Origin of the sequence: Candidatus Thiosymbion oneisti, assembly GCF_004359955.1 — a bacterium.
GTDB lineage: Bacteria > Pseudomonadota > Gammaproteobacteria > Chromatiales > Chromatiaceae > Thiosymbion > Thiosymbion oneisti.
The window spans coordinates 72,663-96,694 of the sequence record NZ_SMSC01000010.1 but is presented as its reverse complement, the minus strand read 5'-3'; the positions used below and the strand labels follow the sequence as shown (position 1 = coordinate 96,694).

The following is a 24,032-nucleotide window of genomic DNA, read 5'->3' as shown; positions in this document are numbered from 1 at the left end:
TGACTCACGTACAGATTGCGCGCATGTCATCCACAGATAAGATCGCAGATGCAATGCAACGATCGCTGCCACATGTGCCCGCTCAGGCTCGGGCCATCGTCGAGGCCATGCTTAGGCCGGAAACCCTTGCGATCATAGCTGGTACGCTGGTTGTGTGGGCCGGCTCCCACTTCTTTGGCTTCGGTCGGATTGTCGATGTCATCCTTCTGGGAACCGGCGTATTCATACTCGGTTTCGCTGTGTTCGAAGGCGCAAGCGAGTTCTACGACTTTGTGACTGGCGCGATTAACGCACGCTCCGAGGCCGATTTAGAGCAAGCCGGTCGCCATTTCGCTCGTGCGGTGACCCTGCTCGGGATCTCTACAGTCCAATCGCTCCTGTTGCGCGGACAAGGACGAGCTGTGTCATCGCGCGCGGGCGCCCAAAAATTGATCCACCTCCGAAGGTTGGTACCCCACCTCCTGCCGGGAATGCTCTTCGGATCTCACGGCCACCGCGGATTCCCGGTGGCGGCTCGGGCGGAACGACCGAGTATGGCGTGATTATGATCGCTCGCAACCAATCCCTGACCGAACAACGTCTTGCATTGTTCCACGAACTTGTCCACCGCTACTTCTCTCCGCGCACCGGTCCCCTCCGCCAGATCCGCGCAAGACTCAGGATGTCCGCCTATTCGCGCTCGGCATTTTTGCGCTACCTGGAGGAGGCCCTGGCCGAGGGCTATGCTCAGCTACGCGTCCATGGCCTCGCTCGGGCGCTCGGCATGTACCGATTCCCGGTGCAAAGTGGCTACGTGACTGTCTCCCAGTTAGGCTTTGAAGGTAGCGCAATCGGCACGATCACACTTGGCGGAGTCCTGTTTCGGGTGTCGATCTCTCAGAGACCCATCCCCCAGTCACAACCACCCACCGAGTAGGTAGCTTCCTGCCTGCCGGCAAATAGACGGGAAAGCCCCCGAAAGGAGCTATGAATCATTGATATCCAAGAGGTTCTGCTCATGATCGACAGTGACATTGCAATCGAGATTGCCCGTAAGCATGCCGCCGAGAAGGGCTGGGCATTCCCCGAGCCGGTAGAGATCGTGCCTTTTCACGGTTGGTTCGGTGGTTTAAAGCGCTTCGAGATAGAGACCAACGCAGGCCAGCTAGGCACAAAATCATATTTCGTAATCGACGCCGCGACTGGCGAGATCGTCTCCGCGGGTTATATCCCACGCTGACCGATCCGTGCCGTAAATCTCGGGTAGATAGAGTTAGTAGGCTGGGTTAGGCGCGTGCTGCGATGTCGGTATGGGCCCGACAAGGTCGAACGCGCCCTAACCCGGCATACTTCGGCCGTTTGTGCCGGGTTTCGTTCCTCAACCCAGCCTACGGGCTGATATTGAGCAAACCGGGTTTTCTCGGAAGAGTTGTCCGCAAATCAACGCCAATGGCCGCAAATAAACGGAAGTGGACCAAGAACCCATAGCGAACCGATTGCGGCCGATTTGCGTTCATTCGCGGCAAAAAATTTCCAATCGCAGAACTCAACCGATGTTATCGGTAGTTCGGTACTGCTGTACTAGGGATGGTACGCCGTCTACTTCCGGAGATCTCCGTGACTAAGAGCATGACCGCCTTCGCCCGTGCATCCGCGACCGGGGATGAAGGCGAGCTGACCTGGGAGCTACGCTCCGTCAATCATCGTTATTTGGAAGCCTCCGTGCGCCTCCCGGAGGGGCTGCGGACACTGGAGCCCGCGGTGCGTGAGCGCCTCGCCTCAGGTCTCGGGCGGGGGAAGCTGGACTGTACGCTCCGCCATGTACCGGGTCCAAGTACGGGCTGTAACCTGCATATCAACCGGCATTACCTGGCGCAGCTGCTGGCCGTCGGGGGCGAAGTGGCGGAGCTCATCGGGCACCGGGCGCAACCCGCCCCGTTCGATCTCCTGCGCTGGCCCGGCGTGCTGCAAGAGCAGCCGCCTGATTGGGAGCCGGTTATCCAGCGGTCCCTGGACCTATTGGACCAGGCCCTGGCCTCCCTGGTCGCGACCCGTGAGCGGGAAGGGGCACGGCTGGTCGGTCTTATTCAGGAACGCTGTGACAGGCTCGCCGCCTGTGTGACCCGGATCCGGAAACGCATGCCCCAAGTCATGGCGGAGGTGCGGGAGCGCATCCACGACCGGCTGCAGGAGGTGCGCGCCGAGCTCGATCCGAACCGCTTGGAGCAGGAGCTTGCGCTGCTTGCTCAACGCTTGGATGTGGACGAGGAGCTGGATCGTCTGGCGGCACATATCGATGAGGGCCGATCGGTGTTGAACGGAAGCGGACCCGTTGGTCGCCGCCTGGACTTCCTGATGCAGGAACTCAACCGGGAGGCCAACACCCTGGCTTCGAAATCCTCCGACCTCGAGGTCACCCGCATGGCCGTGGAGATGAAGGTCCTGATCGAGCAGATGCGCGAGCAGGTTCAGAATATAGAGTGAACAAGGGAATTTTGTTTATCCTATCCGCCGCCTCGGGGGCGGGGAAGACAAGTCTTGTCCAGGCGTTGCTCGAGCGCGAATCGAGTCTGCATGTGGCGATATCTTTCACCACCCGGGCCCCCAGGTCCGGCGAGCAGGACGGCGTCCATTATCACTTCGTCGCGCCGGAGCGGTTCCGGCGCATGGTCGCCGCGGGCGAGTTTCTGGAGCATGCGCAGGTCTTTGGCAATTACTATGGGACGGCGGAATCCACCGTGCGCTCGCAGCTGGAGCAAGGACGGGACCTCCTGCTGGAGATCGACTGGCAGGGGGCCAGGCAGGTTCGCATGCGCTTTCCGCAGGCCGTCTCCGTCTTCATCCTGCCGCCCTCGGCGCGGGTGTTGGAGCAGCGTTTGCGTAACCGTGGCTTGGACAGTGACCAAGTTATCGCGAACCGGATGGCCGCGGCGCGCTCGGAGATGTCGCACTACGCGGAGTACGCCTATCTGGTGGTGAACGATCGCTTCGACACCGCGCTGAACGACTTGGCCTGTCTGGTCAGAGCCGAGCGGCTGCGGTGCTCCCACCAGGCGCCGCGACTCGGATCCCTGCTGGCTGGGCTTGCGGAGTAGAACTTAGAGAAGTGCAATCCTGAATGATTCGGCGTTGTCTGGAAGGTTTGACGTGTTGCGTTCGACGCCCCAAGGCTCGCTGATCGTCTGCCAGATCAGTGCCGGCGTCTTAACGCAACTACACCCACATTACCCCCTACGCGGCTTGTCCGCGCGGACCTCGCTTTGTGTGTAGGTTGCGTTAGCCGCGCGGGAAAGCGTTTCGGGGGGCACGGCGTCGAGCGCGGCGTAACGCAACACGACACCTTCTCGGGTAGCACCAAATAATTCCGGACAGCTGTTTGGGGGAAGGGTATATTGCGCTGGTCGGCGCAGGCGCGAGTCGTCGCCGGTACGAGTTTTTGATAGCCTAGTACGGTGGGGATTTGAACGATCACCCGGCATTGCGTGAAGCACACGCCACTGCCGTCCTCGAACCCCCAATTTCCGATCGGAGCACCATCAGATGGCACGCATTACGGTAGAGGATTGTCTCGAGCACGTGGACAATCGATTCGAACTCGTCCTGCTGGCGACAAAACGCGCCCGGCAATTGACCCGCGGCGTCGAGCCTCTGCTGCCCTGGGAGAACGACAGGCCCACGGTCATGGCCCTGCGTGAGATCGCCGCAGGTGCGTTGAGCGCCGAGTCCATCGCCGCCACGGAACCACAGGAAGAAGACACCATCAAATCCGTAGAGCGGGCGCTTGCCGAGGAGCTGACCGCGGATGGGTACAGAGGGGGGTTCGGGTAGGCGCCACAAGTGCCGTTTACGCCGAGAGAAGTCTTTACATCCCGGTCGGTGCCGGTGCTGGGTGTTGCCGTGCGGGATCGTCTTAGATCGGTCCTGACTTCTCTACGGTCGGTTACGTTCCCAGGCAAGACTGCCGTGACGGTGGATAAGCCCCGCTTTCTGATCAGCGATCTGTGCTCTTTTCTCGGTTCCTATCTTTCCGCGGAGCAGATCCGGGAGGTCTACCGCGCCTATCTGTTCGGTGCCGAGGCCCACGAGGGGCAGTGGCGTAAGTCCGGCGAGCCCTACATCCATCACCCCATCGCAGTCGCCCGCCTCTTGGCGGAGATGCGCATGGACTACAAGTGCATCATGGCCGCCCTGCTCCACGACGTGATCGAGGACACGGCCACGGCGAGGGATCAGCTCGCCGCGGTCTTCGATGAGGAGATCGCGGATCTGGTCGACGGCGTCAGCAAGCTCACCCAGATTGATTTCAGGTCGCGGGAGGAGGCCCAGGCGGCCAACTTTCGCAAGATGATGCTGGCCATGACCAAGGACATCCGGGTCATCCTCATCAAGCTCACGGACCGCCTGCACAACATGCGCACCTTGGGGGTTATGGTGCCCGCGACCTGCCGCCGGGTGTCCCGGGAGACCCTGGAAATCTACGCCCCCATCGCCAACCGTCTGGGACTCTACGGCATCCGCGTGGAGCTCGATGATTTGAGCTTTGCTCACTATTGGCCCTGGCGCCACCGCGTCCTGGAGCGGGCCGTGAGCCGTGCGCGCGGTGCCCGCACCGAGCTGATGAAAAACGTGGAAACGGCGCTGCGGGAACGGCTGGAACAGGAAGGTATCACGGGCACCGTGGCCGGCCGCTGTAAGCACATCTACAGCATCTACCGTAAGATGCGGGACAAAAATCGCTCCTTCTCCGAGGTAGCGGATGTCTTCGCCTTTCGGGTGGTCGTCGATAAGGTGGATACCTGTTATCGGGTATTGGGTTTGGTACACAACCTATACAAACCGGTGCCGGGAAGGTTCAAAGACTATATCGCCATCCCCAAGTCAAACGGCTACCAGTCCCTGCATACGGTGTTGATGGGACCCCAGGGGCTGCCGATCGAGGTCCAAATCCGCACTGAGGACATGCAGCATATCGCCGACAGCGGTATCGCCGCTCATTGGATGTACAAGTCGGACCACGACGACGGTGGCAATCCCCAGACCTTGGCGGCGGACTGGCTGCAGAACCTGCTGGAAATGCAACGTGGGTACGGGGATTCGGTGGAGTTTCTCGAACACGTCAAGATCGACCTGTTTCCGGATGAGGTCTATGTCTTCACGCCCCGCGGGCGCATCCTGGTGTTGCCGAAGGGGGCCACGGTGGTGGACTTTGCCTACGCCATCCATTCCGATGTGGGCAACACCTGCGTAGCGGCGCGCATCGAGCGGCACCTGGTGCCCTTACGCACCGTGCTGCACAACGGCCAGACGGTAGAGATCATCAATTCCCCCGAGGCGGCGCCGAACCCGGCCTGGCTCAAGTTCGTGGTTACCGGCAAGGCACGCGCGAATGTGCGCGCCTACCTCAAGAACCTGCAGCGTCAAGAGGCCGAGGCGCTGGGGCAACGCCTGCTCGACGGAGAGCTGAAGGGCTTTGGCCTGGACTGGCAACACCTACCTCAGGAGCGTTTGCAAGCCTATCTGAGCGCTTCCAACTTGACTTCCGCCGCCCAGCTGCTCGTCGATATCGGGCTCGGCAACCGGATGCCGGCCCTGGTGGCACGCCGGCTTGCCGCGGACGGCGGCGATGAGCTTGCCGAGAAGGTGCAACCAGGGCAGGAAGCCGGGCGGCCACATCGGTTTCCCATCAAGGGCACGGAGGGGATCATGGTCAATTTCCCCCGTTGCTGCCGGCCCATTCCGGGTGACGGTATCGTAGGGCTGTTCAGTCCCGGCAAGGGAATCGTGGTCCATCGCCAGGAGTGCGGCAACCTGGGGGATTTCCAAAGCCAGGGGGACAAGTGGCTGGATGTGGAATGGGCGGCCGAGCCCGGCGTCGACTTCTCCACCGGGATCCGGATCGAAGTGAACAACCGCCGCGGCACCTTGGCCACGGTTGCCGCCGCCATCGCCGAGCTGGGCTCTAACATCGAGAACGTCCAGTCCTCCGAAAAAGACGGTATGAGTGCCGCCCTGGATTTCCTGATCACAGTGCATGACCGACAGCATTTGGCTCAGATTATCCGCCGTCTGCGGGCGATTCCACCGGTCATGCGGATCTTTCGAATCCCGCGCTAGTACGTAGTTTCACCCTATTTTACGTTCTCTGACCCGTAGGGTGGGCTGCGCCCACCAGTTAAGCGCGGGAGCGGTGGGCACAGCCTACCCTACAGGCTATATGCAAAATATGCAGAAATGGGGTACTAGGGTTGCAATCCTGGCATTGGGTCGCAACCTTGCATGGTCTAAAGCCAATCGGCAAAAGGTACCGCCAATGAGTGAGATGACCCCTGATGAACGCCTGTTGCTGACGCGTCGGACCATGGAGCTGCTTGAAGGCTGGGGCCTGGGGGCACAGGACATCCTCAGAATCCTCTGCCTGCCGGAGACAGTCAAGGCGCGTGCGGTATCCCGCTTCAGGGAGGACGTACCCTTCCCGGACGACCCGGAGGTCAATCGGCGTGTGGCCTACCTGATGCGTATCGAGGAGGCACTGCACACCTACTTTCCCCGCAATCCCGAGATGCGGTCCATGTGGGTCAAGCGCGGTCACAGGCAGTTCGGAAAACGGACTCCCATCGCCGTCATGGTCGAAGGCGGTGAGCGTGGCCTGATCTCCGTTCTCTCCCACCTCGACTGCACCTTCGCATGGGACCAAACCGGCTCCAAGAGCGAGTACAGTCAAAATCAAGGCAGCACTTGAGAACCCTACCAAGGTTGTAATCCTTGTCATTCCGGCAGGGAGTGCCGGAATCCAGTGTCATGGACGGCAACAACAGTGGTGCTCCGAACCATTCTCAGGGCGACCACAGTCTGTAATCACCGGCAGGAGAGGAGCGGTTTGACCCTGTCAGACCGCGCCCATATACTTACAGGCTTGCGCCAATCCTCGGTAGCTCAGTCGGTAGAGCGGGTGACTGTTAATCACTAGGTCAGAGGTTCGAGTCCTCTCCGGGGAGCCAAACAACCAGCCGCCGATTCCGGCGGTTCAAGGCCCCTTGGGTCGATCCCTAGGGGCCTTATTGTTATTGTCGTCCCTCGCGAGCTAACCGGGTCCGGATTCGGACTTGTCACCAGGTCCGGTAGGTGCCGACGTCGAATCGGTTGGGGGCGCCTTCGCGGCCGGTTTGGTCCCGGCGTCGTCCAGGATGGTCTCTAGCGGATTGCTCCGGGCCTGCTTGTCCAGGATCTCCTGGAGCTCCTGCGCCTTGATTTCCCGGTCGATCTCTTCCTTCATCGAGCTCAGCATGCGGCGACCGCGCCCGACCCACAACCCTGCGGTGCGTGCGACCTTGGGCAGGCGCTCGGGTCCCACCACCAGCAACAGGATCACGCCGATGAGGGCAAGCTCCCAGAATCCGATGTCGAACATGAACCGATCCTAGCTAGTGGGTTATTCCATCTGACTTTGCTGATTGTCATTGCGACTGAAGGGAGAAATCCTGCGTTAAGGAGAAGAACCAAATAGCTGTTATCGGTACTTCGGGATCGCTGTACCAGGTGCTTCAGAGCTTCTCCCGGTCCTTGTCCGCCATCGCGGCGGAAGTGACCTTGTCGCCCTCGGTGCCGCGCTTGGCGGTCTCCTCCCCGAGCTGCTTCGGTTCGGTATCTTCCCGCTCGTGCTCCGTCATAGCACTGCGAAAACCCTTTACCGCATTGCCCAGATCCGAACCGATGCTCTTCAGTCGCTTGGTGCCGAAGAGCAGCAGCACGATCACCAATATGATCAAGAGTTGCCAGATGCTGATGCCACCCATTCCCATGATCTCGGTCTCCTCCGCCATTACCCCGCAGGGATGGTCGGTAGTCTGTTCTTGCCCCCGAGGCATCGGGCGCCTGCTTAACTTTCAATCATAACTCAAAAAACGATTTCCATGCAGTTGTCGGCTCAGCCCGGCAGGGCTACCGAATAATCATCACTGCCGAAACACAACCTTGAGTAATGGTTCAGAGTCCCGCTGTTGTCGCCATCCTTGGCCCTGGATTCCGGCACTCCCTGCCGGAATGACGAGCTGAGGTCATAGTGATGTTCATGCCGAGCTGCGTTCGAGGGGCTGGCCGCACTGCCTGCACCGATAGAGCTGTCCGGATCTGACTCGGTTATGCCTGATGCTGGTCAGCTGGTGGATGCGGCAGGCGCAGCGGTAGTCATACCGGCGCAGGTGCCGGACCTGTAAGCCGTCTACGCGATAGTGGTGGCAGCGCTCGGGCGTTGCGCCGAAGAGCACCATGATCGCGCGCCATTCGCGCCCATGGGGGGGAACCTGAGGTCCGAACAGGCTGAAGGCCACCAGGTGCGCCGTTTCGTGAGGAATCGTTTGGGAAAGAAACGCCCAGGGATGGCGCTCCAGCAGGCGTGCATTGTAGCGGATCAAGCAGTCGCCTCCGTCCGTGACGCGCACCTGTCCGGCGCTCGTCCCGCGCAGATCGAAGCGAACGCTCGGCGTTGCGAGCTCGGCATCGAAATGTCGCGCCGCCAAATCATGCAGCTTGGTGGTTAGCCGCTTGGCCCGGTGCTGTAGGTGGTCGCTGTCTTTGGATTCTGTGCTTGATGGCATGTGTCGTCCGCCGTTTGCTAAGAGATTGGTCTGACGTAGTGAGGAAAGGGCAAGGGACCGAGGTAGGTTTTGCGCTCCGAACGACATCCTTCTATCCGCAGATTACGCAGGTTACACGGATTTTCACAGAGGCAAGATGAAGTAATCTGTAGGAATCTCGTAATCTGCGGATTAATATTTAAAGTTATGTGCACTCGCCACTCGCCCTGGCCAGCGATGCTCGGCCTTGCTCAGGATCGATCGAACGGGTAGACTTAACCGGATCAGGAAACAGCGGTTTTGAAGTTTGGAGCATGGAACCTGAACGCCACTAAGGCCCCGTGATCGGGGTTTTTTTTGGCTTCCAGCCGGGGCGGGGTAGGCACCTCGTCCGCACGGCGGGAGTCCTTCGCTAGAGTGGGCCTTGTGCCCATTTTTTGTTTGTGGCGAGCGTGGATACGGCACTTGGAAGACGAGTTGACGGGTCTGGTGAGGTCGGTAGTGGAACCGATGGGCTATGAGCTCGTGGGGGCCGAATATTTCCAACGCGGCAAGCGGGGTGCGGTGCTGCGCGTTTATATTGACCACCCGAGCGGCGCTCGAAGGCAGGGTATCACGTTGGACGATTGCGGTAGGGTCAGCCATCAGCTAAGTGGAGTGCTCGACGTCGAGGACCCGATTGCCGGCCACTATGACCTGGAGGTCTCTTCCCCGGGCCTGGATCGGCCGCTGTTCACGGCCGCGCATTTTGAACGCTTTCGGGGCCGGAAGGTACGCATCAAGGCGGCGGTCAAGCTCGATGGTCGGCGCAACTTCGAGGGACGGATCGCCAGTCTGGAGCGGGCGCTGGTGCTGCTCAGGGTCGATGGCGAGATCCGGGAGATTCCCCTGGCAATGATCGAATCCGCGCGCTTGGTGCCTGAATTCTGATTCGGGAATGTGGAATGAGCAAAGAAATCCTGTTGGTGATTGAGGCCGTTTCGAACGAGAAGGACGTGCCCAGAGAGGTCATTTTTGAGGCCATGGAAGCGGCGTTGGCCTCCGCCACCCGCAGAAAGGCCAGTGGCGACATCGATGCCAGGGTTGCTATCGATCGCGAAAGTGGGGACTACGCTACCTTCCGCCGGTGGGAGGTGGTGGAAGACCCGGGAGAGGAGGGTCTGGAGGCGCCGGATCGCCAGCTTGCGCTGACGGCGGCTCGGGAGCGGGATTCGTCCGTCGAGGTCGGTGGTTTTATCGAGGAGCCCATAGACTCGGTGCTCTTCGGGCGCATCGCGGCGCAGACGGCGAAGCAGGTGATCGTGCAGAAGGTCCGGGAGGCCGAGCGCGCCAAGGTGGTCGAGGCTTATCAGGACCGCAAAGGAGAGCTGGTTACGGGGGTCGTCAAGAAGGCCGACCGTGGCACCATCCTGCTTGATCTGGGCGGCAACGCGGAGGCCCTGGTACCACGGGAGCACGTCATTCCCCGCGAGTCGGTGCGCCCCGGCGACCGGCTCCGCGCCTATCTCTTCGAGGTCCGCTCCGAGTCCAAGGGACCGCAGCTCTTCGTGAGCCGCACGGCCCCGGAGCTGATGATCGAGCTGTTCAAGCTGGAGGTCCCGGAGGTCGGTGAAGGTCTGATCGAGATTCTGGCCGCGGCCCGGGATCCGGGCTCCCGGGCCAAGATCGCGGTACGCGCATTGGACTCACGCATCGATCCGGTAGGGGCCTGTGTCGGTATGCGCGGCTCGCGCGTGCAAGCGGTATCCAACGAGCTCAATGGCGAGCGGGTCGACATCATCCTGTGGAACAATAATCCGGCGCAGTTCATTATCAATGCCATGTCCCCGGCGGATGTGGTTTCGATCATCGTCGACGAGGAGGCGCGCAGCATGGATGTAGCAGTAAAGGAAGAGAATCTCTCCCAGGCCATCGGCCGCGGCGGTCAGAACGTGCGCCTTGCCAGCCAGCTGACCGGCTGGGAGCTCAACGTGATGAACGAGGAGGAGGCCGCCGTTAAGAGCGAGCAGGAGGCCGGACGCCTGGTGGAGGACTTCATGGAACAGCTCCAGGTGGATGAAGATATAGCGACCGTGCTGGTAGAGGAAGGTTTCTCGACCATCGATGAGGTGGCCTACGTGCCCATGTCGGAACTGATAGCCATCCGGAGGTTCGACGCGGAAACCGTCACCTTGCTGCGGGATCGGGCCAAGGACGTGCTGCTGACCCGCGCCATTGCCAGCGAGGAGAGCCTGGCCCGGGAGCCGGCGCCGGATCTGTTGCAGCTGGAGGGGATGAATAGGACGCTGGCCCTCAGTCTGGCCCGGAACGGTGTGGTTACCATGGAAGACCTGGCCGAGCAGTCACTAGACGAGCTCATGGAGCTGGTGGGTATCGATGCGGAGCAAGCGGCCATGTTGATCATGAAGGCGCGCGAACCCTGGTTTACCGAGGCGGAGAACGAATAGGGCCGGAGGGTATGCGGATGAGTGAAGTAACTGTCAACCAGCTGGCCAACACGGTAGGAATTCCGGTGGGGCGCCTCCTGGCCCAGCTGCATGAGGCGGGCATCTCGGCCGCCGACGGCGAGGCCAGACTGACCGAGCAGGAGAAGGTCCGACTGCTGGGCTATCTTCGCCGTAGTCACGGCAGGGTCGAGAGCGATGCCGGAACGGCACCCAGCCGGGTTACCCTCAAGCGCAAGTCGGTCAGTGAGTTGCGGCAGCCGACAGTGAGCGGCCGTATCGGTGGTAGTGTTCGGGCCGCTACCGCCCCCCGGGCCAGGACGGTCAGCGTTGAGGTGCGGCGTAAACGCACCTACGTCAAGCGTGGCGTGCCAACGGCGGAGCCGGAAGCGCAGGATCGGATAGCCGTCGAGCAGGCGCCTCGGCCCCCCTCGGTCGGGGAGATGGAGCCTGCGGGTGCTCCGACGGATCGGCGCTCCGAGCTGCAGGCACGACGGGTGGAAGAGGATACGAAGCGCCTGGCGGAGCAGGAGGAGCTCGGGCGTAGGGTTAGGGAAGAGGAGGCCCGCCGCCGGGCGGAAGCGGGGACTCACCGCAAGGCTGAAGATGAGGCACGTCGCAAGATGGCGGAACAGAATGAGGCCGGGCTTGCAGCCGTATCTCACGCAGCGCCTGAAGGATCTGTCGGTGGGGACGCCGAGGTCAAGCAGCCGAAGGGCAAAGCGCGCAAGCTCGGGAAACGCAGCAACGAACCTCCCGAAAAGGAAAAATCCCCCAAGAAGGCCGGGCGCAAAGATGTGCCGCGCGCCCGCGAGTTGCCGCCGGAGGTCGAGTACGAAGAGGCCATCAGCGGAGAGGAGGTACCCGCAGCGCCGGAGCGACGTCCGCGCCGCAGGAAGAAGGTCGTCAAGCCCCAGCTTCAGGACAAGCATGGTTTCCAGCGGCCGACCGCCCCCGCGATACGCGAGGTGGAGATCCCCGAGACGATCTCCGTGGCCGACCTTGCGGCCCGCATGTCGGTAAAGTCCGGCGACGTGATCAAGGTCCTGTTCAAGCAGGGCATGCCGGTCACGATCAACCAAGTGCTGGACAGCGATACCGCCATGATTGTCGTCGAGGAGATGGGTCACAAGGCGGTCAGGGCCGAGGTCAGGGATGTCGAAGACACCATGATGCGACAGGTCGAGGAACAAATCGCGCAGCTGGAGCGGACGACGCGGCCGCCGGTGGTCACGGTCATGGGGCACGTCGATCACGGCAAGACCTCGTTGCTCGATCATATTCGTCGGACGCGTGTCGCCGCCGGCGAGGCTGGCGGCATTACCCAGCATATCGGTGCCTATCACGTCAAGACCAGCCGTGGCATGCTCTCTTTCCTGGACACCCCCGGCCATGCCGCCTTCTCGGCGATGCGTGCCCGGGGGGCCCAGGTCACGGATATCATCGTCCTGGTGGTGGCGGCGGACGACGGCGTTATGCCCCAAACGATCGAGTCCATTCAGCATGCGCGCGCGGCCGGCGTTCCCCTGGTGGTTGCGGTCAACAAGATCGACAAGTCGGAGGCGAATCCGGATCGGGTGATGCAGGAGCTTGCCCAGCGAGAGGTGGTGCCCGAGGAGTGGGGAGGGGAGACCATGGTAGTGAAGGTCTCCGCCAAGAGTGGCAAGGGCATCGACGAGCTGCTCGAGGCCTTGCTGCTGCAGGCGGAGGTGTTGGAGCTGACGGCGCCGGAGACAGGACCCGCCCGGGGTGTGATCGTCGAGTCCCGACTTGACCGGGGGCGGGGACCGGTGGCCACGGTCCTGGTCCGGGCCGGCACCCTGCGCCAGGGCGATCTGATCGTCAGCGGTACCGAGTTCGGCCGCGTGCGGGCCATGTTCGACGAGCAGGGGCGGGGCCTGGAGTCCGCCGGTCCCTCGATCCCGGTGCAGGTGCTGGGGCTCTCCGGCACGCCCAACGCCGGCGACGACCTGGTGGCGGTCACCGACGAGAAGCAGGCCCGTGAGGTAGCGGAGCTGCGGTGGGAGCGGGGACGCCGGTCGAAGCTCGAAGAGCAGCGCGGCGCGAGCCTGGATCAGCTCTTCTCCCAATTCAAAGAGGGGGAGACCCGGACGGTCAACATCGTCATCAAGGCAGACGTGCAGGGCAGCCTGGAGGCCTTGCGGGACAGCCTGCTGAAGCTCTCGACCGACGAGGTCAAGGTCGCCATCGTGACTTCGGGGATCGGGGGGCTGACCGAGTCCGACGCCAACCTGGCCGTGACCTCCAATGCCATTTTGCTCGGATTCAATGTCCGGGCCGATGCCGCCGCCCGCCGAATCGTGGAGGAGAAGGGCCTGGACCTGCGCTATTACAGCGTCATCTACGAGTTGATCGACGACGTGAAGAAGGCCCTATCAGGGCTCTTGAGCCCCGAGGTGACGGAGGAGATCATCGGTCTGGCCGAGGTGCGGGATGTCTTCCGCTCCTTGAAGTTCGGTGCCATTGCCGGCTGCATGGTCGTCGAGGGACTAATCAAGCGCAACAATCCCATCCGTGTGTTGCGGGACAACGTGGTCATTTACGAGGGTGCGCTGGAGTCCTTGCGTCGCTTCAAGGAGGATGTGTCCGAGGTCAAGGCAGGTACCGAGTGTGGTGTCGGGGTGAAGAATTACAATGATGTCCAGGTCGGCGATCAGATCGAGGTGTTCGAGCGCACCGAGCGGGCGCGGGAGCTCTAGTACACCAATTCGAAAGTTGTCTAAACCCTTCTTTTGTTCACCACAGAGGCACAGAGGACACAGAGAAAATTCTTTATTCACCACTTAAGACACAGAAAACATGGAGCCCGTAGGCTGGGTTGAGGGACGAAACCCAGCATTAGGATCAGTTCCCACCCATGAGTCATCCGTGGTGTTGGGTTACGGCGCGTTCGACCTGGCCGGAATACGCCGACATCGCAGCACGTGTCAGGTCCCGTGTAATTATGCACCCTCTGTTTCGCGGTTTTTAGGTCTTCCGCGTTTCTTGACTTAAACTCGTCCGAATTTCAAAGTTCACTTCATTCATAACTCGGTACCCAGTCGCATGAAAGAACACGCCCGTACCGAACGCATCGGGACCGAACTCCAACGTGAGCTCGCCCAGGTCCTGCGCGCGGAGGTGAGGGACCCGCGCCTGAAGCTCATCACCTTGCAGGAGGTGCGGGTGAGCCGCGATTTGGCCCATGCCAAGGTCTACTTTACCTGCTTCCCCAGCGACGAGGAAGGTGGCGAGCAGGAGCGCCTGCTCAACGGCAGACTCGCGGGGTTTTTACGCCGGGCGCTGGCCCGGCGCGCCCGGCTGCGGACCATGCCCCAGCTCCGTTTCATCCACGACCAATCGATCGCCCAGGGCGAGCACCTCTCGCACCTGATCGAAACGGCGGTGGCGACGGAAGATGCCGAATCGGGCAGCAGTGAGCCTGGCGCACACTATTGAACCGCAAAGACGCAATCCGCGGATTACGCAGATTTTCGCCGATGAAAAACGAAATAATCGGTGAAAATCTGCGTAATCTGCGGATAAAAACTGTTCGGCGACTGGGCGACTGGCGGCAGGGAAAGTCGATCCGCCAAGGCTATGTTTTCAGGAAGCCCGTAGGGCGGGAAAGCGCAGCGCATCCCGCCGATACTCAGACGGTGGGATGCGGTCGTCCTGACCTGTCCCGCCCTACGAGCTTCATCGACATCTACGCGGCGCTTGACGATAATGAGCGGGCCAAATACCAACGTGATTATCCCGACGAGGCGCAGACCATGAGCCGATTTGCCGAACGCTTTCACGAAGAGGGTTTGCAGCAAGGCAAGCACCAAGGAGAAGCCTTAGTCTTGGAACGCCAGTTGCGCCTGAAATTCGGCGCCTTACCCGACACGGTACAGCGCCGGATCGAGCAGGCCAGCGAACAGACCCTGCTGGCGTGGTCCGATCGGGTCCTCACCGCCGATCGTCTCGAGGAGGTTTTGCATTGAAGGGAGTCGAAATCGTCGGCCCTCCAGTGGGGTCGGTGCCCTTTACCGACCTGTTTGGTTTTCGAGTCCACTTCAGGGCTTCGGATGCCGTCGGTAGTTTAATGAAAACCCAGATGAAGCCAGCCGCCCCGGTGAGATACGCAGGCTAACATGGGACAGCGACGCAGGCCCGGGCGTAATGTCAGCGGTATCCTGCTGCTCGACAAGCCGCGGGGTGTCACCTCCAACGAGGCCCTGCAGCGGGTCAAGCGGTTCTTCAAGGCCGCTAAGGCGGGCCATACCGGGAGTCTGGATCCCCTGGCGACCGGGTTACTTCCGGTTTGTCTGGGGGGGGCTACCAAGTTTTCTACCTTTCTGCTGGATGCGGACAAGCACTATCGGGTCCGGGTGCGGCTGGGGATCACCACGACCACGGCGGATGCCGAGGGCGAGGTCGTCGCCCAGCTACCTGCCGATGGCGTGGGCGAGCAGGATCTGCAGGCGGTGCTCGCCCGCTTCCGTGGCCCTATCGAGCAGTTGCCACCCATGTACTCCGCAGTCAAACACCAGGGGGAACGGCTCTACAAGCTGGCGCGCCGAGGTATCGAGGTGGAACGTACCCCGCGGTCGGTGAATATTCACCGGATCGAGCTAGGTAGCTTCGAGCCGCCGGAATTCGAGATCGACGTGCACTGCTCCAAGGGGACCTATGTCCGTACCTTGGCGGCGGACTTGGGGGAGGCGCTGGGGTGCGGCGGCCATGTGACGGATCTCCGCCGCACGGGCGTCGGGCCCTACCTGGAGTCCGGGGTCCGCTTCGTCGCCTTGGACGAGGTCGAACGGCTCGCCCTGACGGAAGATCGAGATACCCTGGATGCCCTGCTGTTGCCGCTGGAGAGTGCCCTTCATCATTGGCCGTCGGTAGGCCTCTCGGAAGACGCCGCCTTCTACCTGCGTCAGGGACAGGCGGTGCTGGTGCCCCGGGCGCCGACCCAGGGGCTGGTCAGACTTTACGATCCATCACAGAAGTTCATCGGCGTCGGCTGTATCCTGGACGACGGCAAGGTGCAGCCGAAGCGGTTGTTATAAGGGTCAGATCGAGTGGCAGGATGGGTGCAGTTGCCAGTTACCAGTTACTGGCTATTCTTGAACCGCAAAGGCGCAAAGGCGCAAAGGGTAGGATGTGGTGAGCGCAGCGAACCGCATCGAGCAGGGTACGCTGTCGGTCTCCATACTCCGGCACGGGAACGAGAGAAACTAATTTTTAGTCCGCAGATTACACAGATTTTCACAGATAAAGAATGAAATAATCTGCGGAACTCTGTGCAATCTGTGGATAAAAGATGTCGTTTGTTGGACACCCTTTGGGGTGAACGGCATCGGTAGCCGTAACCGGCTAGAATTTTCGACTTATTTACCGGCCCGATCCCCTGAACTCATTGTCGGGGTGGTCGCTATCGCAGATGCGGTTGGAGGCGGTTGACCCAGATCGCCGCCGGGCTTTCCACACGGGAGACGATTCCATGCCAATGAGCGCAGCAGAGAAACAACAGGTCATCGCCGAATACCGGCGCGGAGAGAGCGATACCGGCTCTCCCGAGGTGCAGGTCGCCTTGTTGACCACCCGCATAAAACAGCTCACCGGGCATTTTTCCGAGCACAAGCACGACCATCACTCCCGCCGGGGCCTGGTGCGTATGGTTAACGCCCGTCGCAAGCTGCTCGATTACCTCAAGGGCAAGGACCAGGACCGCTACCGCACCCTGATCTCCCGTCTTGGCCTGCGCCGCTGAGGACTGGGGGCTGTCGACATTCGGCGTTCTTAAGCTCCGGTTGCGGGCCCGTTGCCACGTGACTTGAATTGCGAAAGGGATCGGATCCGCAGACCCCCGGACCCGCTATCGCTGACGGCTGAGCGCTGAAAACACCGCGATAATTACGCCACATTGGGCCTTGAGACTGCCGAGCGCAACCAAGCTTGCCGGCGGACTACCAATGCCCTGATGAACAACCAGCAGGAACAACCAGTGACACCTATACAAAAGACCTTTCAATTCGGCGACCAAAGGGTAACCCTCCAGACCGGTGAGATCGCCCGCCAAGCCGATGGCGCCGTACTCGTCACCATGGACGACACGGTGGTCCTCGTTACCGTCGTGGTGGACAAACGCCCTGGTGCTGAGCGTGACTTTTTTCCCATGACCGTGGACTATCAGGAAAAAACCTACGCCGCCGGCCGCATCCCGGGCGGCTTCTTCCGCCGTGAGGGGCGGCCGAGCGAGACTGAGATTCTCACCGCACGGCTCATGGACCGCCCGCTCCGGCCGCTCTTTCCAAAGGGGTATAACCAGGAGGTCCAGATCATCGCCACCGTCAAGTCCCTCAACCCCGCGGCCACTCCGGAGATCCCGGCCATGCTCGGTGCCTCGGCGGCGTTGGCGATATCCGGCGCACCTTTCAAGGGTCCCATCGGGGCCGCCCGCGTCGGCTACAAGGACGGCGCCTATTTGCTCAATCCGCCCGTTACCGGTCTCGGACCGGACACCGACCTGGACCTGGTGGTGGCCGGCACCGAGCAGGCCGTCCTGATGGTCGAGTCCGAGGCCAGGGGACTCTCCGAAGCGGTCATGCTGGGGGCGGTGCTCTATGGTCACGATCGGATGCAGGTGGCGATCGCTGCCATTAGGGAGCTGGCGGCCGAGGTCGGCAAGGCCCCGCTGCCCTGGGCGCCGGTGCCGGAAGACACCGAGCTCACAGCAAAGGTGGAGTCCAGCTGTGGTGCCGGTCTGGGCGATGCCTACCGCATCGCGGACAAGCTGGAGCGCTATGGCGCCTTGGACCAGGTCCGCGGCGCGGCGGTGGAGGCGCTCGCCGCCAGCGAGGAACCCAAGTGGTCGGAGCAAGCGGTGAGGGACACCATCGAGAGGCTGGAGAAAAAGGTCGTCCGGGGTCGCATTCTGGCCGGAGAGCCGCGTATCGATGGTCGCGATAACCGCACTGTGCGCCCGATCGCCATCCGTACCGGCCTGTTGCCACGCACGCACGGCTCGGCCCTGTTTACCCGCGGCGAAACCCAGGCCCTGGTGGTCACCACTTTAGGGACCGAGCGCGATTCACAGATCGTCGATGCCCTGGAGGGCGAGCGGCGCGAGCCCTTTATGCTCCACTACAACTTTCCCCCCTTCTGCGTCGGCGAGACCGGCCGGGTCGGCAGCCCCAAGCGGCGCGAGATCGGTCATGGTCGCCTGGCCAAGCGCGGGGTGCTGGCAGTCATACCGAGTCCGGAGACCTTCCCCTACTCGGTGCGCGTGGTCTCCGAGATCACCGAGTCCAACGGTTCCAGCTCCATGGCGAGCGTCTGCGGGACCAGCCTGTCCCTGATGGACGCGGGGGTGCCCATCAAGGGCGCGGTGGCCGGCGTGGCTATGGGACTCATCAAGGAAGGCGACGATTTTGCCGTGCTCACCGATATCATGGGCGACGAGGATCACCTCGGTGACATGGATTTCAAGGTTGCGGGTACCGCCGAGGGGATCAACGCCCTGCAGATGGATATCAAGATCGGGGGCATCACCAGAGAGATCATGGAGACCGCCCTGGCGCAAGCCGAAGAGGCTCGGATCCATATCCTGGGGGAAATGAACAAGGTCATCGATGTGCACCGCGCCGAAATGTCCGAGCACGCCCCACGCATCATCGACTTCAAGATCCACCCGGAGAAGATACGCGACGTCATCGGCAAGGGTGGTACCACCATTCGTTCCATCACCGAAGAGACCGGGGCTACCATCGATATCTCCGACGACGGCCTGGTCAAGATCTTCTCCGTAGACAGGGGTGCCGGGGAGGAGGCCAAGAAGCGCATCGAGCTGATTACGGCCGATGTGGAGGTAGGCCGGGTCTACGAAGGCAAGGTTGCCCGCCTCATGGACTTCGGCGCCTTCGTCACCATCCTGCCTGGACGCGACGGCCTGGTGCACATCTCTCAGATCAGCGAGGAGCGTGTGGAGAAAGTCAGCGATAAACTGGCAGAAGGCGACTTGGTCCGCGTCAAGGTCCTGGAAGTGGACAAACAGGGCCGGGTACGTTTGAGCATGAAGGCGGTGGATCGGGACTGATTCGAGGCATTGTGGGCGTCATCGCGTTCATCAGCGGACCAAAAATCAACAATGACCGGCTAGTCGCCATTCCGGTAGACCCGCCGGTATATGGCATCTAGCGCAGCAAGGTCGATGTGATCCGATCCTTCCAGGGTGCCCTGCAGCACCTTTACCGGGGAGTCGGGTTCACCAAGTCCGTCCGTCACCAAGGCCGCGCCGGAGAAATCCTGATCCCGGGTGTAGGCGTTGACCGTCACCAGCAGGGCCTGCAGGTCGGCCCCGAGTGCGGAGCGAACGCCGTGGGCGGAGTCCTCGATGGCGACGCAGGCGCGAGCCGGAAGCCGCAGCTCGTCCAGCGCCAGGCGAAAGATGTCCGGCGCCGGCTTCTTGGCCGGCACCACATCGCCGGCGGCGATGACCTCGAACCAGTCGCCGATATCCGCGCCACCGCTGCACGCCAGTAGGGTGCTGACATTCTCCGGCGTGGTGGTGGTGGCGATGGCGAGGCGCACGCCCGCATCCCGGGCCTGGTGCAACAGGCGCATCACTCCCTCGCGCAGAGGGATCCGGCCTTGGCCCAGGAGCTCGAGGTAGTGTCGGGTCTTGCGCCGATGGAGGTCTGTTATGAATCCATCGAGATCGCCGGGGGCTTCAAATGAGGGCCGCCAATGGTCGATATAGTGGCGAATCCGCTCCTTACCCCCCGTGACTGAGAGCAATTCCCCGTAGAGCGCTGCGGACCAGTCCCAGTCGAGACCGACCTCGGCGAAGGCCGCATTAAACGCACAGCGATGGCCGTCCCGCTCCGTATCGGCAAGGGTCCCATCTACATCCAACAGCAAGGCGTCGAACCCATACATTTATACTTCACCCTCTTTTGAAATCGGGCCCAAAGCCTGATCCACAGTGACTTGAAGACCTGCACCCGCTACATCGCCCCAGCATTGTAACGCGGCGCCGGCTCAGAACATCGTGTACATCATCGGGGCGGTTACCGGATTGCCGGTCAGGAACACGAGCGCCGAGACCAGCAGCAGCAGGAGAACGATCGGTATTAACCACCACTTCTTGTTATGCCGCAGAAAATCCATGGATTCGCGCAATAGGCCTGCCGGCTTACCTGCGGCTTGTTGGGCGAATCGCTCCGCCTGGCCCCTGGGGGATGGCTTGGATTGCTCGGTCATTTTTACGTTCTCCGTCGCCCGGCAGGCGATCACAGCATCCTCTTCTCTTTGGCGGCTGCCCGGCGTTGCTCGATCAGCTCGATTACATCATCCGCTATGGCCGCGGCGACCCGCCGGTTGCCCGCCTCGGAGAGATGATGGAACTGATCCACGTAATAGGGTTCTCCGGAATCGTCGAAGAGTGCGCTGATGTTGCGAAAACGCGGGTGGCTGTTCAAGGATTCGGACTGCCGCACCCGCCGGTAGATGGTGTCGTAGGCCTGCTTGGTCGAGAAGGCAAACCCGGCCAGGATCTCCTCCCAAGGTGAACGGTGCCGCTTGGAAAAGATGATGGGTTGCCAGTAGAACAGCGGATCGAATCCGTAGCCTCGACCCAAGGACTCGACCAGGGTGAGGTTGGTTTGGTACACACGTACCGCTTGCCGGACCACCTCGTCGCTTAGCACAGGGACCTGTGATCCGGTATGGGGTGATGCCTGTGGCCGAATGCGGTGCTGCAGCCCCGTCACCAAACGGTGGAACCCCCAAAGATTTTTGATCAGGAACCCTCGTCCATAGATCCGTGCAAGTTGTTTCGGCCGCCAGCTGAGGCTGAGCCTGAATTCCGCACGCCGGACCACCTCGTTCATCGGGATGCCTGCTGCGCCGTTTTGGTGAGCCGAAAACACATCGTTGATACCGTCGTAAAAGAGCACGATGTCCGGCACGTCACCGCGCTGGATGCAGCGCAGCAGGGCGATCGCTTCCTGGGTGCTGACGTAGCCGAACTGGCCGTGATTCGTCACTTCGGCGCGATATCCCTTCGCGTGCAACAGTTTGCTCAGGTGCGAGGCAATGGTGTAGTCATCGCGTGCGCCCCAGCCCCACATGGTCGAACCGCCGAAGGTGAACACGCGCACCGGCGGCGGGTCGTTGGCGCCGTCCCGGGTTGGCGGGTTCCAGGTTGCCCGCAGGCCGTTTTGGTTCGTATTGATGTACCGGCTCCGGTGTGGGGCACCCTGCCAATAGACGTATGGGGACCAGACGGATCGCCGGGCCTTGTTGCGTTCCTTGAAATACTCGTGGACCCATGCGGCGTCACGATAGGCGTCGGCCTGTACCAACCTGTTTTCGTACTCGCCCTCGGTCGGCGGCTGACGATCCATGAGCCGGTCCCGGGTCGTCAGTGCCAGGCGCAGCCCCAGCTCGCAGACGATGATCAGAATCAGCGTGATGCCCAGGAGCAGCCAGCCCGTGCGGATGCCCGATCCGACCGCCTGCATGGATCGAAGTAGGCTCCTTGCCATACCGTAAGCGATCACCGCACCGTCTTCTGTTTGGCGGCTGCTCGGCGTTGCTCGATCAGCTCGATCACAGCGTCCACCATAGCCGCGGCGATCAGCCGGTTGCCCGCCTCGGATACGTGACAATAGTCCCGATAATAGGGTTCTTCCACGTCGTCGAACAGCGCGCTGAGGTTGTGAAAATGCGGACGGCTGTTCAGGGCTTGGGAGCGTTGTATCCGTCGGTAGATGGCGTCGTACATCTGTTCTATGTCGTGCATCTGCTCTATAAAGAGAAATCGTTCAGCCCAATACTGCTCGTAGGGTGAGCGGTGGCGCTTGGAAAAGATGACCGGTTGCCAGTAGAACAGCGGATCGAATCCGTAGCTTCGCCCCAGCGACTCGACCAGGGTGAGGTTGGCTTCGTACGTGCGTACCGTTTGCCGGACGACCTCGTCGCTCAGCAGAGGGGCCTGCGATCCGGTATGCGGCGGTGCCCGCGGCCGCATGCGGTGCTGCAGCCCCGTCGCCAGACGGTGGAACCCCCACAGGTTTCCGGCCAGGACCTCTCGTCCCCAGCGCCACGCCAGCTGTTTCGGCCGCGAGCTGAGGTTGAATTCCGCCCGCCGGGCCACCTCGTTCCTTGAAATGCCCGCTGCGCCGTTTTGGTGAGCCGAAAACACATCGTTGATACCGTCGTAAAAGAGCACGATGTCCGGCACGTCGCCGCGTTGGATGTGGCGCAGCAGGGCGATCACTTCCTGGGTGCTGACGTAACCGATCTGGCCGTAATTCGTCACCTCGGTGCGATACCCTTTCTCATACAACAGCTTGCTCAGATACGAGGCAATGGTGTGGTCATCACGTGTGCCCCAGCCCCACATGGTCGAACCGCCGAAGGTGAACACCCGCACCGGCGGCGGATCATCGGCGCCATCCCGCACCGGCGGGTTCCAGGTTACCCGCAGGCCGTTTTGGTTTACGTTGGTGTAACGGGCCCGGTGCGGGACACTCCGCCAATAGACGTATGGGGACCAGACGATCTGCCGACCCAATTCCTCGACATACTGGGCCCATTCGGTGCCACGATAGGCGTCGGCCCGTGCCGCCCGGTTTTCATACTTGTCCTCGGTCAGCGGCTGACGATCCAGGAGCCGATCCCTGGTGGTCAGCGCCAGGCGCAGCCCCGCTTCGCAGACGACGATCAGAATCAGCGTGATGCCCAGGATCACCCACCCCGTGCGGATGCTTGATCCGACCGCCTGCACGGATCCAAGTAGGACCTTTGCCATACCGCTAAACGATCACCGCACCGTCTTCTGTTTGGCGGCTGCTCGGCGTTGCTCGATCAGCTCGATCACGTCATCCACCATGGCCGCAGCGATCAACCGGTTGCCCGCCCCGGATACGTGTGCAAAGTCCCAATAATAAGGTTCCTTCAAGTCATCGAACAGCGCGCTGAGGTTGTGAAAATGCGGACGGCTGTTCAGGGCTTGGGAGCGCCGTATCCGTTGGTAGACGGTGTCGTAGGTCTGCTTCAGAAAGGGATTCCCCTTGGCCCGATGCTGCTCGTAGGGTGAGCGGTGGCGCTTGGAAAAGATGACCGGTTGCCAGTAGAACAGCGGATCGAATCCGTAGCTTCGCCCTAGCGACTCGACCAGGGTGAGGTTGGCTTCGTACACGCGTACCATTTGCCGGACCAGCGCGTCGTCGCTCGGTAGCGGTGGTGCTGCCTGCCGCCGCAGGCGGCGTTGCAGCCCCGTCACTAGACGGTGGAACCCCCACAGGTTTCCGGCCAGGACCTCTCGTCCCCAGCGCCACGCCAGCTGTATCGGCCGCTGGCTGAGGTTGAATTCCGCCCGCCGGACCACCTCATGTATCGGGATGCCCGCTGCGCCGTTATGGTAAGACGAAAACACATCGTTGATACCATCGTAAAAGAGCACGATGTCCGGCACGTCGCCGCGCTGGAGGTAGCGCAACAGGGCGATCACTTCCTGGGTGCTGGTGTAACCGAGTTGGCCGTAATTCGTCACCTCGACACGCTGCCCTTTCTCGTACAGCAGCTTGCTCAGGTGCGAGGCGATGGTGTGGTCATCGCGTGCGCCCCAGCACCACATGGTCGAACCGCCGAAGGTGAACACGCGCATCGGCGGCGGGTCATCGGCGCCGTCCCGGGTCGGCGGGTTCCAGGTTGCCCGCAGGCCGTTTTGGTTTACGTTGGTGTAGCGGCCCTGGAAGGAGGCACTCCGCCAATAGGCGTATGGGGACCAGACGGCTCGCAGGGCCTCGTTGAGTTCCTCGAGATACTCGGGGATCCATGCGGCCAGTACCACCCTGTTTTCAGACTTATCCTCGGTCAACGGCTGACGCTCCGTGAGCCAACCCCTGGTGGTCAGCGCCAGGCGCAGCCCCGCCTCGCAGCCGATGGTCAGAATCAGCGTGATACCCAGGAGCAGCCAGCCCGTGCGGATGCCCGATCCGACCACCCGCATGGATCGAAGTAGGACCCTTGCCATACC

Annotated in this window: 24 protein-coding genes and 1 tRNA gene; 17 read left to right on the top strand and 8 right to left on the bottom strand. The window is 61.7% G+C overall.

Features of this window, described 5'->3' with window-relative positions:
* Positions 1-53: 53 nt before the first annotated feature.
* The 9 genes from E1958_RS07450 (at position 54) to E1958_RS07410 (ending at position 6,977) form a co-directional block, all read left to right on the top strand.
* Positions 54-542, top strand: a complete 489-nt coding sequence (locus E1958_RS07450; RefSeq protein ID WP_133511322.1) for a hypothetical protein — start codon at positions 54-56, stop codon at positions 540-542.
* Positions 539-916: a hypothetical protein gene (locus tag E1958_RS07445; RefSeq protein ID WP_133511321.1), complete on the top strand. Its 378-nt coding sequence runs from the start codon at positions 539-541 to the stop codon at positions 914-916. Before E1958_RS07450 ends, E1958_RS07445 begins: the two co-directional genes overlap by 4 nt.
* An 81-nt stretch (positions 917-997) precedes the next feature.
* Positions 998-1,219, top strand: a complete 222-nt coding sequence (locus E1958_RS07440) for a hypothetical protein (protein WP_133511320.1) — start codon at positions 998-1,000, stop codon at positions 1,217-1,219.
* A 377-nt stretch (positions 1,220-1,596) separates the two neighbouring features.
* Positions 1,597-2,463: a YicC/YloC family endoribonuclease gene (locus E1958_RS07435; RefSeq protein WP_133511319.1), complete on the top strand. Its 867-nt coding sequence runs from the start codon at positions 1,597-1,599 to the stop codon at positions 2,461-2,463.
* On the top strand, positions 2,460-3,074 hold the full coding sequence (gene gmk / locus E1958_RS07430) for a guanylate kinase (protein WP_133511318.1): 615 nt from the start codon (positions 2,460-2,462) through the stop codon (positions 3,072-3,074). The genes E1958_RS07435 and gmk overlap by 4 nt, the downstream gene beginning before the upstream one ends.
* 445 nt (positions 3,075-3,519) lie before the next feature.
* On the top strand, positions 3,520-3,807 hold the full coding sequence (rpoZ, locus tag E1958_RS07425) for a DNA-directed RNA polymerase subunit omega (RefSeq protein ID WP_133511317.1): 288 nt from the start codon (positions 3,520-3,522) through the stop codon (positions 3,805-3,807).
* Positions 3,808-3,942: 135 nt separating this feature from the next.
* Complete coding sequence (locus E1958_RS07420) at positions 3,943-6,093, top strand: RelA/SpoT family protein (RefSeq protein ID WP_243725244.1); 2,151 nt, start codon at positions 3,943-3,945, stop codon at positions 6,091-6,093.
* Positions 6,094-6,289: 196 nt separating this feature from the next.
* Positions 6,290-6,718 (top strand): DUF2384 domain-containing protein, encoded by a 429-nt coding sequence (locus E1958_RS07415; RefSeq protein ID WP_133511316.1) that lies wholly within the window; start codon positions 6,290-6,292, stop codon positions 6,716-6,718.
* Positions 6,719-6,901: 183 nt separating this feature from the next.
* A tRNA-Asn gene (locus E1958_RS07410) sits at positions 6,902-6,977 on the top strand.
* Positions 6,978-7,060: 83 nt separating this feature from the next.
* Here E1958_RS07410 and tatB read toward each other — a convergent pair.
* The 3 genes from tatB to E1958_RS07395 form a co-directional block, all read right to left on the bottom strand.
* Positions 7,061-7,387 (bottom strand): Sec-independent protein translocase protein TatB, encoded by a 327-nt coding sequence (tatB, locus tag E1958_RS07405; RefSeq protein WP_133511315.1) that lies wholly within the window; start codon positions 7,385-7,387, stop codon positions 7,061-7,063.
* A gap of 133 nt (positions 7,388-7,520) precedes the next feature.
* Positions 7,521-7,778 (bottom strand): Sec-independent protein translocase subunit TatA, encoded by a 258-nt coding sequence (gene tatA, locus E1958_RS07400; RefSeq protein WP_133511356.1) that lies wholly within the window; start codon positions 7,776-7,778, stop codon positions 7,521-7,523.
* A 267-nt stretch (positions 7,779-8,045) separates the two neighbouring features.
* Positions 8,046-8,573: a SprT family zinc-dependent metalloprotease gene (locus tag E1958_RS07395; RefSeq protein ID WP_165741737.1), complete on the bottom strand. Its 528-nt coding sequence runs from the start codon at positions 8,571-8,573 to the stop codon at positions 8,046-8,048.
* Positions 8,574-9,008: 435 nt separating this feature from the next.
* On the opposite strand from E1958_RS07395, the gene rimP reads away from it, so the two are divergent.
* From rimP to pnp, 8 genes are all read left to right on the top strand, one after another.
* Entirely contained in the window at positions 9,009-9,482 is a 474-nt protein-coding gene (gene rimP, locus E1958_RS07390) for a ribosome maturation factor RimP (protein WP_133511355.1), read from the top strand.
* A gap of 14 nt (positions 9,483-9,496) precedes the next feature.
* Complete coding sequence (nusA, locus tag E1958_RS07385; protein ID WP_089728775.1) at positions 9,497-10,999, top strand: transcription termination factor NusA; 1,503 nt, start codon at positions 9,497-9,499, stop codon at positions 10,997-10,999.
* Between the two features lie 17 nt (positions 11,000-11,016).
* Positions 11,017-13,716, top strand: coding sequence for a translation initiation factor IF-2 (gene infB / locus E1958_RS07380; protein WP_133511313.1), 2,700 nt, complete (start codon positions 11,017-11,019; stop codon positions 13,714-13,716).
* Positions 13,717-14,062: 346 nt separating this feature from the next.
* Complete coding sequence (gene rbfA / locus E1958_RS07375) at positions 14,063-14,455, top strand: 30S ribosome-binding factor RbfA (protein ID WP_089724232.1); 393 nt, start codon at positions 14,063-14,065, stop codon at positions 14,453-14,455.
* Between the two features lie 41 nt (positions 14,456-14,496).
* Complete coding sequence (locus tag E1958_RS07370) at positions 14,497-14,985, top strand: RpnC/YadD family protein (protein WP_133511312.1); 489 nt, start codon at positions 14,497-14,499, stop codon at positions 14,983-14,985.
* Between the two features lie 150 nt (positions 14,986-15,135).
* Positions 15,136-16,053: a tRNA pseudouridine(55) synthase TruB gene (truB, locus tag E1958_RS07365; RefSeq protein ID WP_133511311.1), complete on the top strand. Its 918-nt coding sequence runs from the start codon at positions 15,136-15,138 to the stop codon at positions 16,051-16,053.
* Positions 16,054-16,487: 434 nt separating this feature from the next.
* Positions 16,488-16,757, top strand: a complete 270-nt coding sequence (gene rpsO / locus E1958_RS07360; RefSeq protein WP_089726452.1) for a 30S ribosomal protein S15 — start codon at positions 16,488-16,490, stop codon at positions 16,755-16,757.
* A gap of 210 nt (positions 16,758-16,967) precedes the next feature.
* Positions 16,968-19,082, top strand: a complete 2,115-nt coding sequence (gene pnp / locus E1958_RS07355; RefSeq protein ID WP_133511354.1) for a polyribonucleotide nucleotidyltransferase — start codon at positions 16,968-16,970, stop codon at positions 19,080-19,082.
* 59 nt (positions 19,083-19,141) lie between these two features.
* On the opposite strand, the gene E1958_RS07350 is transcribed toward pnp, so the two are convergent.
* The 5 genes from E1958_RS07350 to E1958_RS07330 all read right to left on the bottom strand — a co-directional run bounded on the left by E1958_RS07350 (position 19,142) and on the right by E1958_RS07330 (position 24,029).
* Positions 19,142-19,924: an HAD family hydrolase gene (locus E1958_RS07350; protein ID WP_133511310.1), complete on the bottom strand. Its 783-nt coding sequence runs from the start codon at positions 19,922-19,924 to the stop codon at positions 19,142-19,144.
* 102 nt (positions 19,925-20,026) lie between these two features.
* Positions 20,027-20,248, bottom strand: a complete 222-nt coding sequence (locus E1958_RS07345; protein WP_133511309.1) for a DUF5989 family protein — start codon at positions 20,246-20,248, stop codon at positions 20,027-20,029.
* A 29-nt stretch (positions 20,249-20,277) separates the two neighbouring features.
* Complete coding sequence (locus tag E1958_RS07340) at positions 20,278-21,510, bottom strand: SGNH/GDSL hydrolase family protein (protein ID WP_133511308.1); 1,233 nt, start codon at positions 21,508-21,510, stop codon at positions 20,278-20,280.
* 35 nt (positions 21,511-21,545) lie between these two features.
* Positions 21,546-22,802, bottom strand: coding sequence for an SGNH/GDSL hydrolase family protein (locus tag E1958_RS07335; RefSeq protein WP_133511307.1), 1,257 nt, complete (start codon positions 22,800-22,802; stop codon positions 21,546-21,548).
* Between the two features lie 12 nt (positions 22,803-22,814).
* A complete protein-coding gene (locus tag E1958_RS07330; protein ID WP_133511306.1) occupies positions 22,815-24,029 on the bottom strand; it encodes an SGNH/GDSL hydrolase family protein in 1,215 nt (404 codons plus the stop codon).
* Positions 24,030-24,032 lie beyond the last annotated feature (3 nt).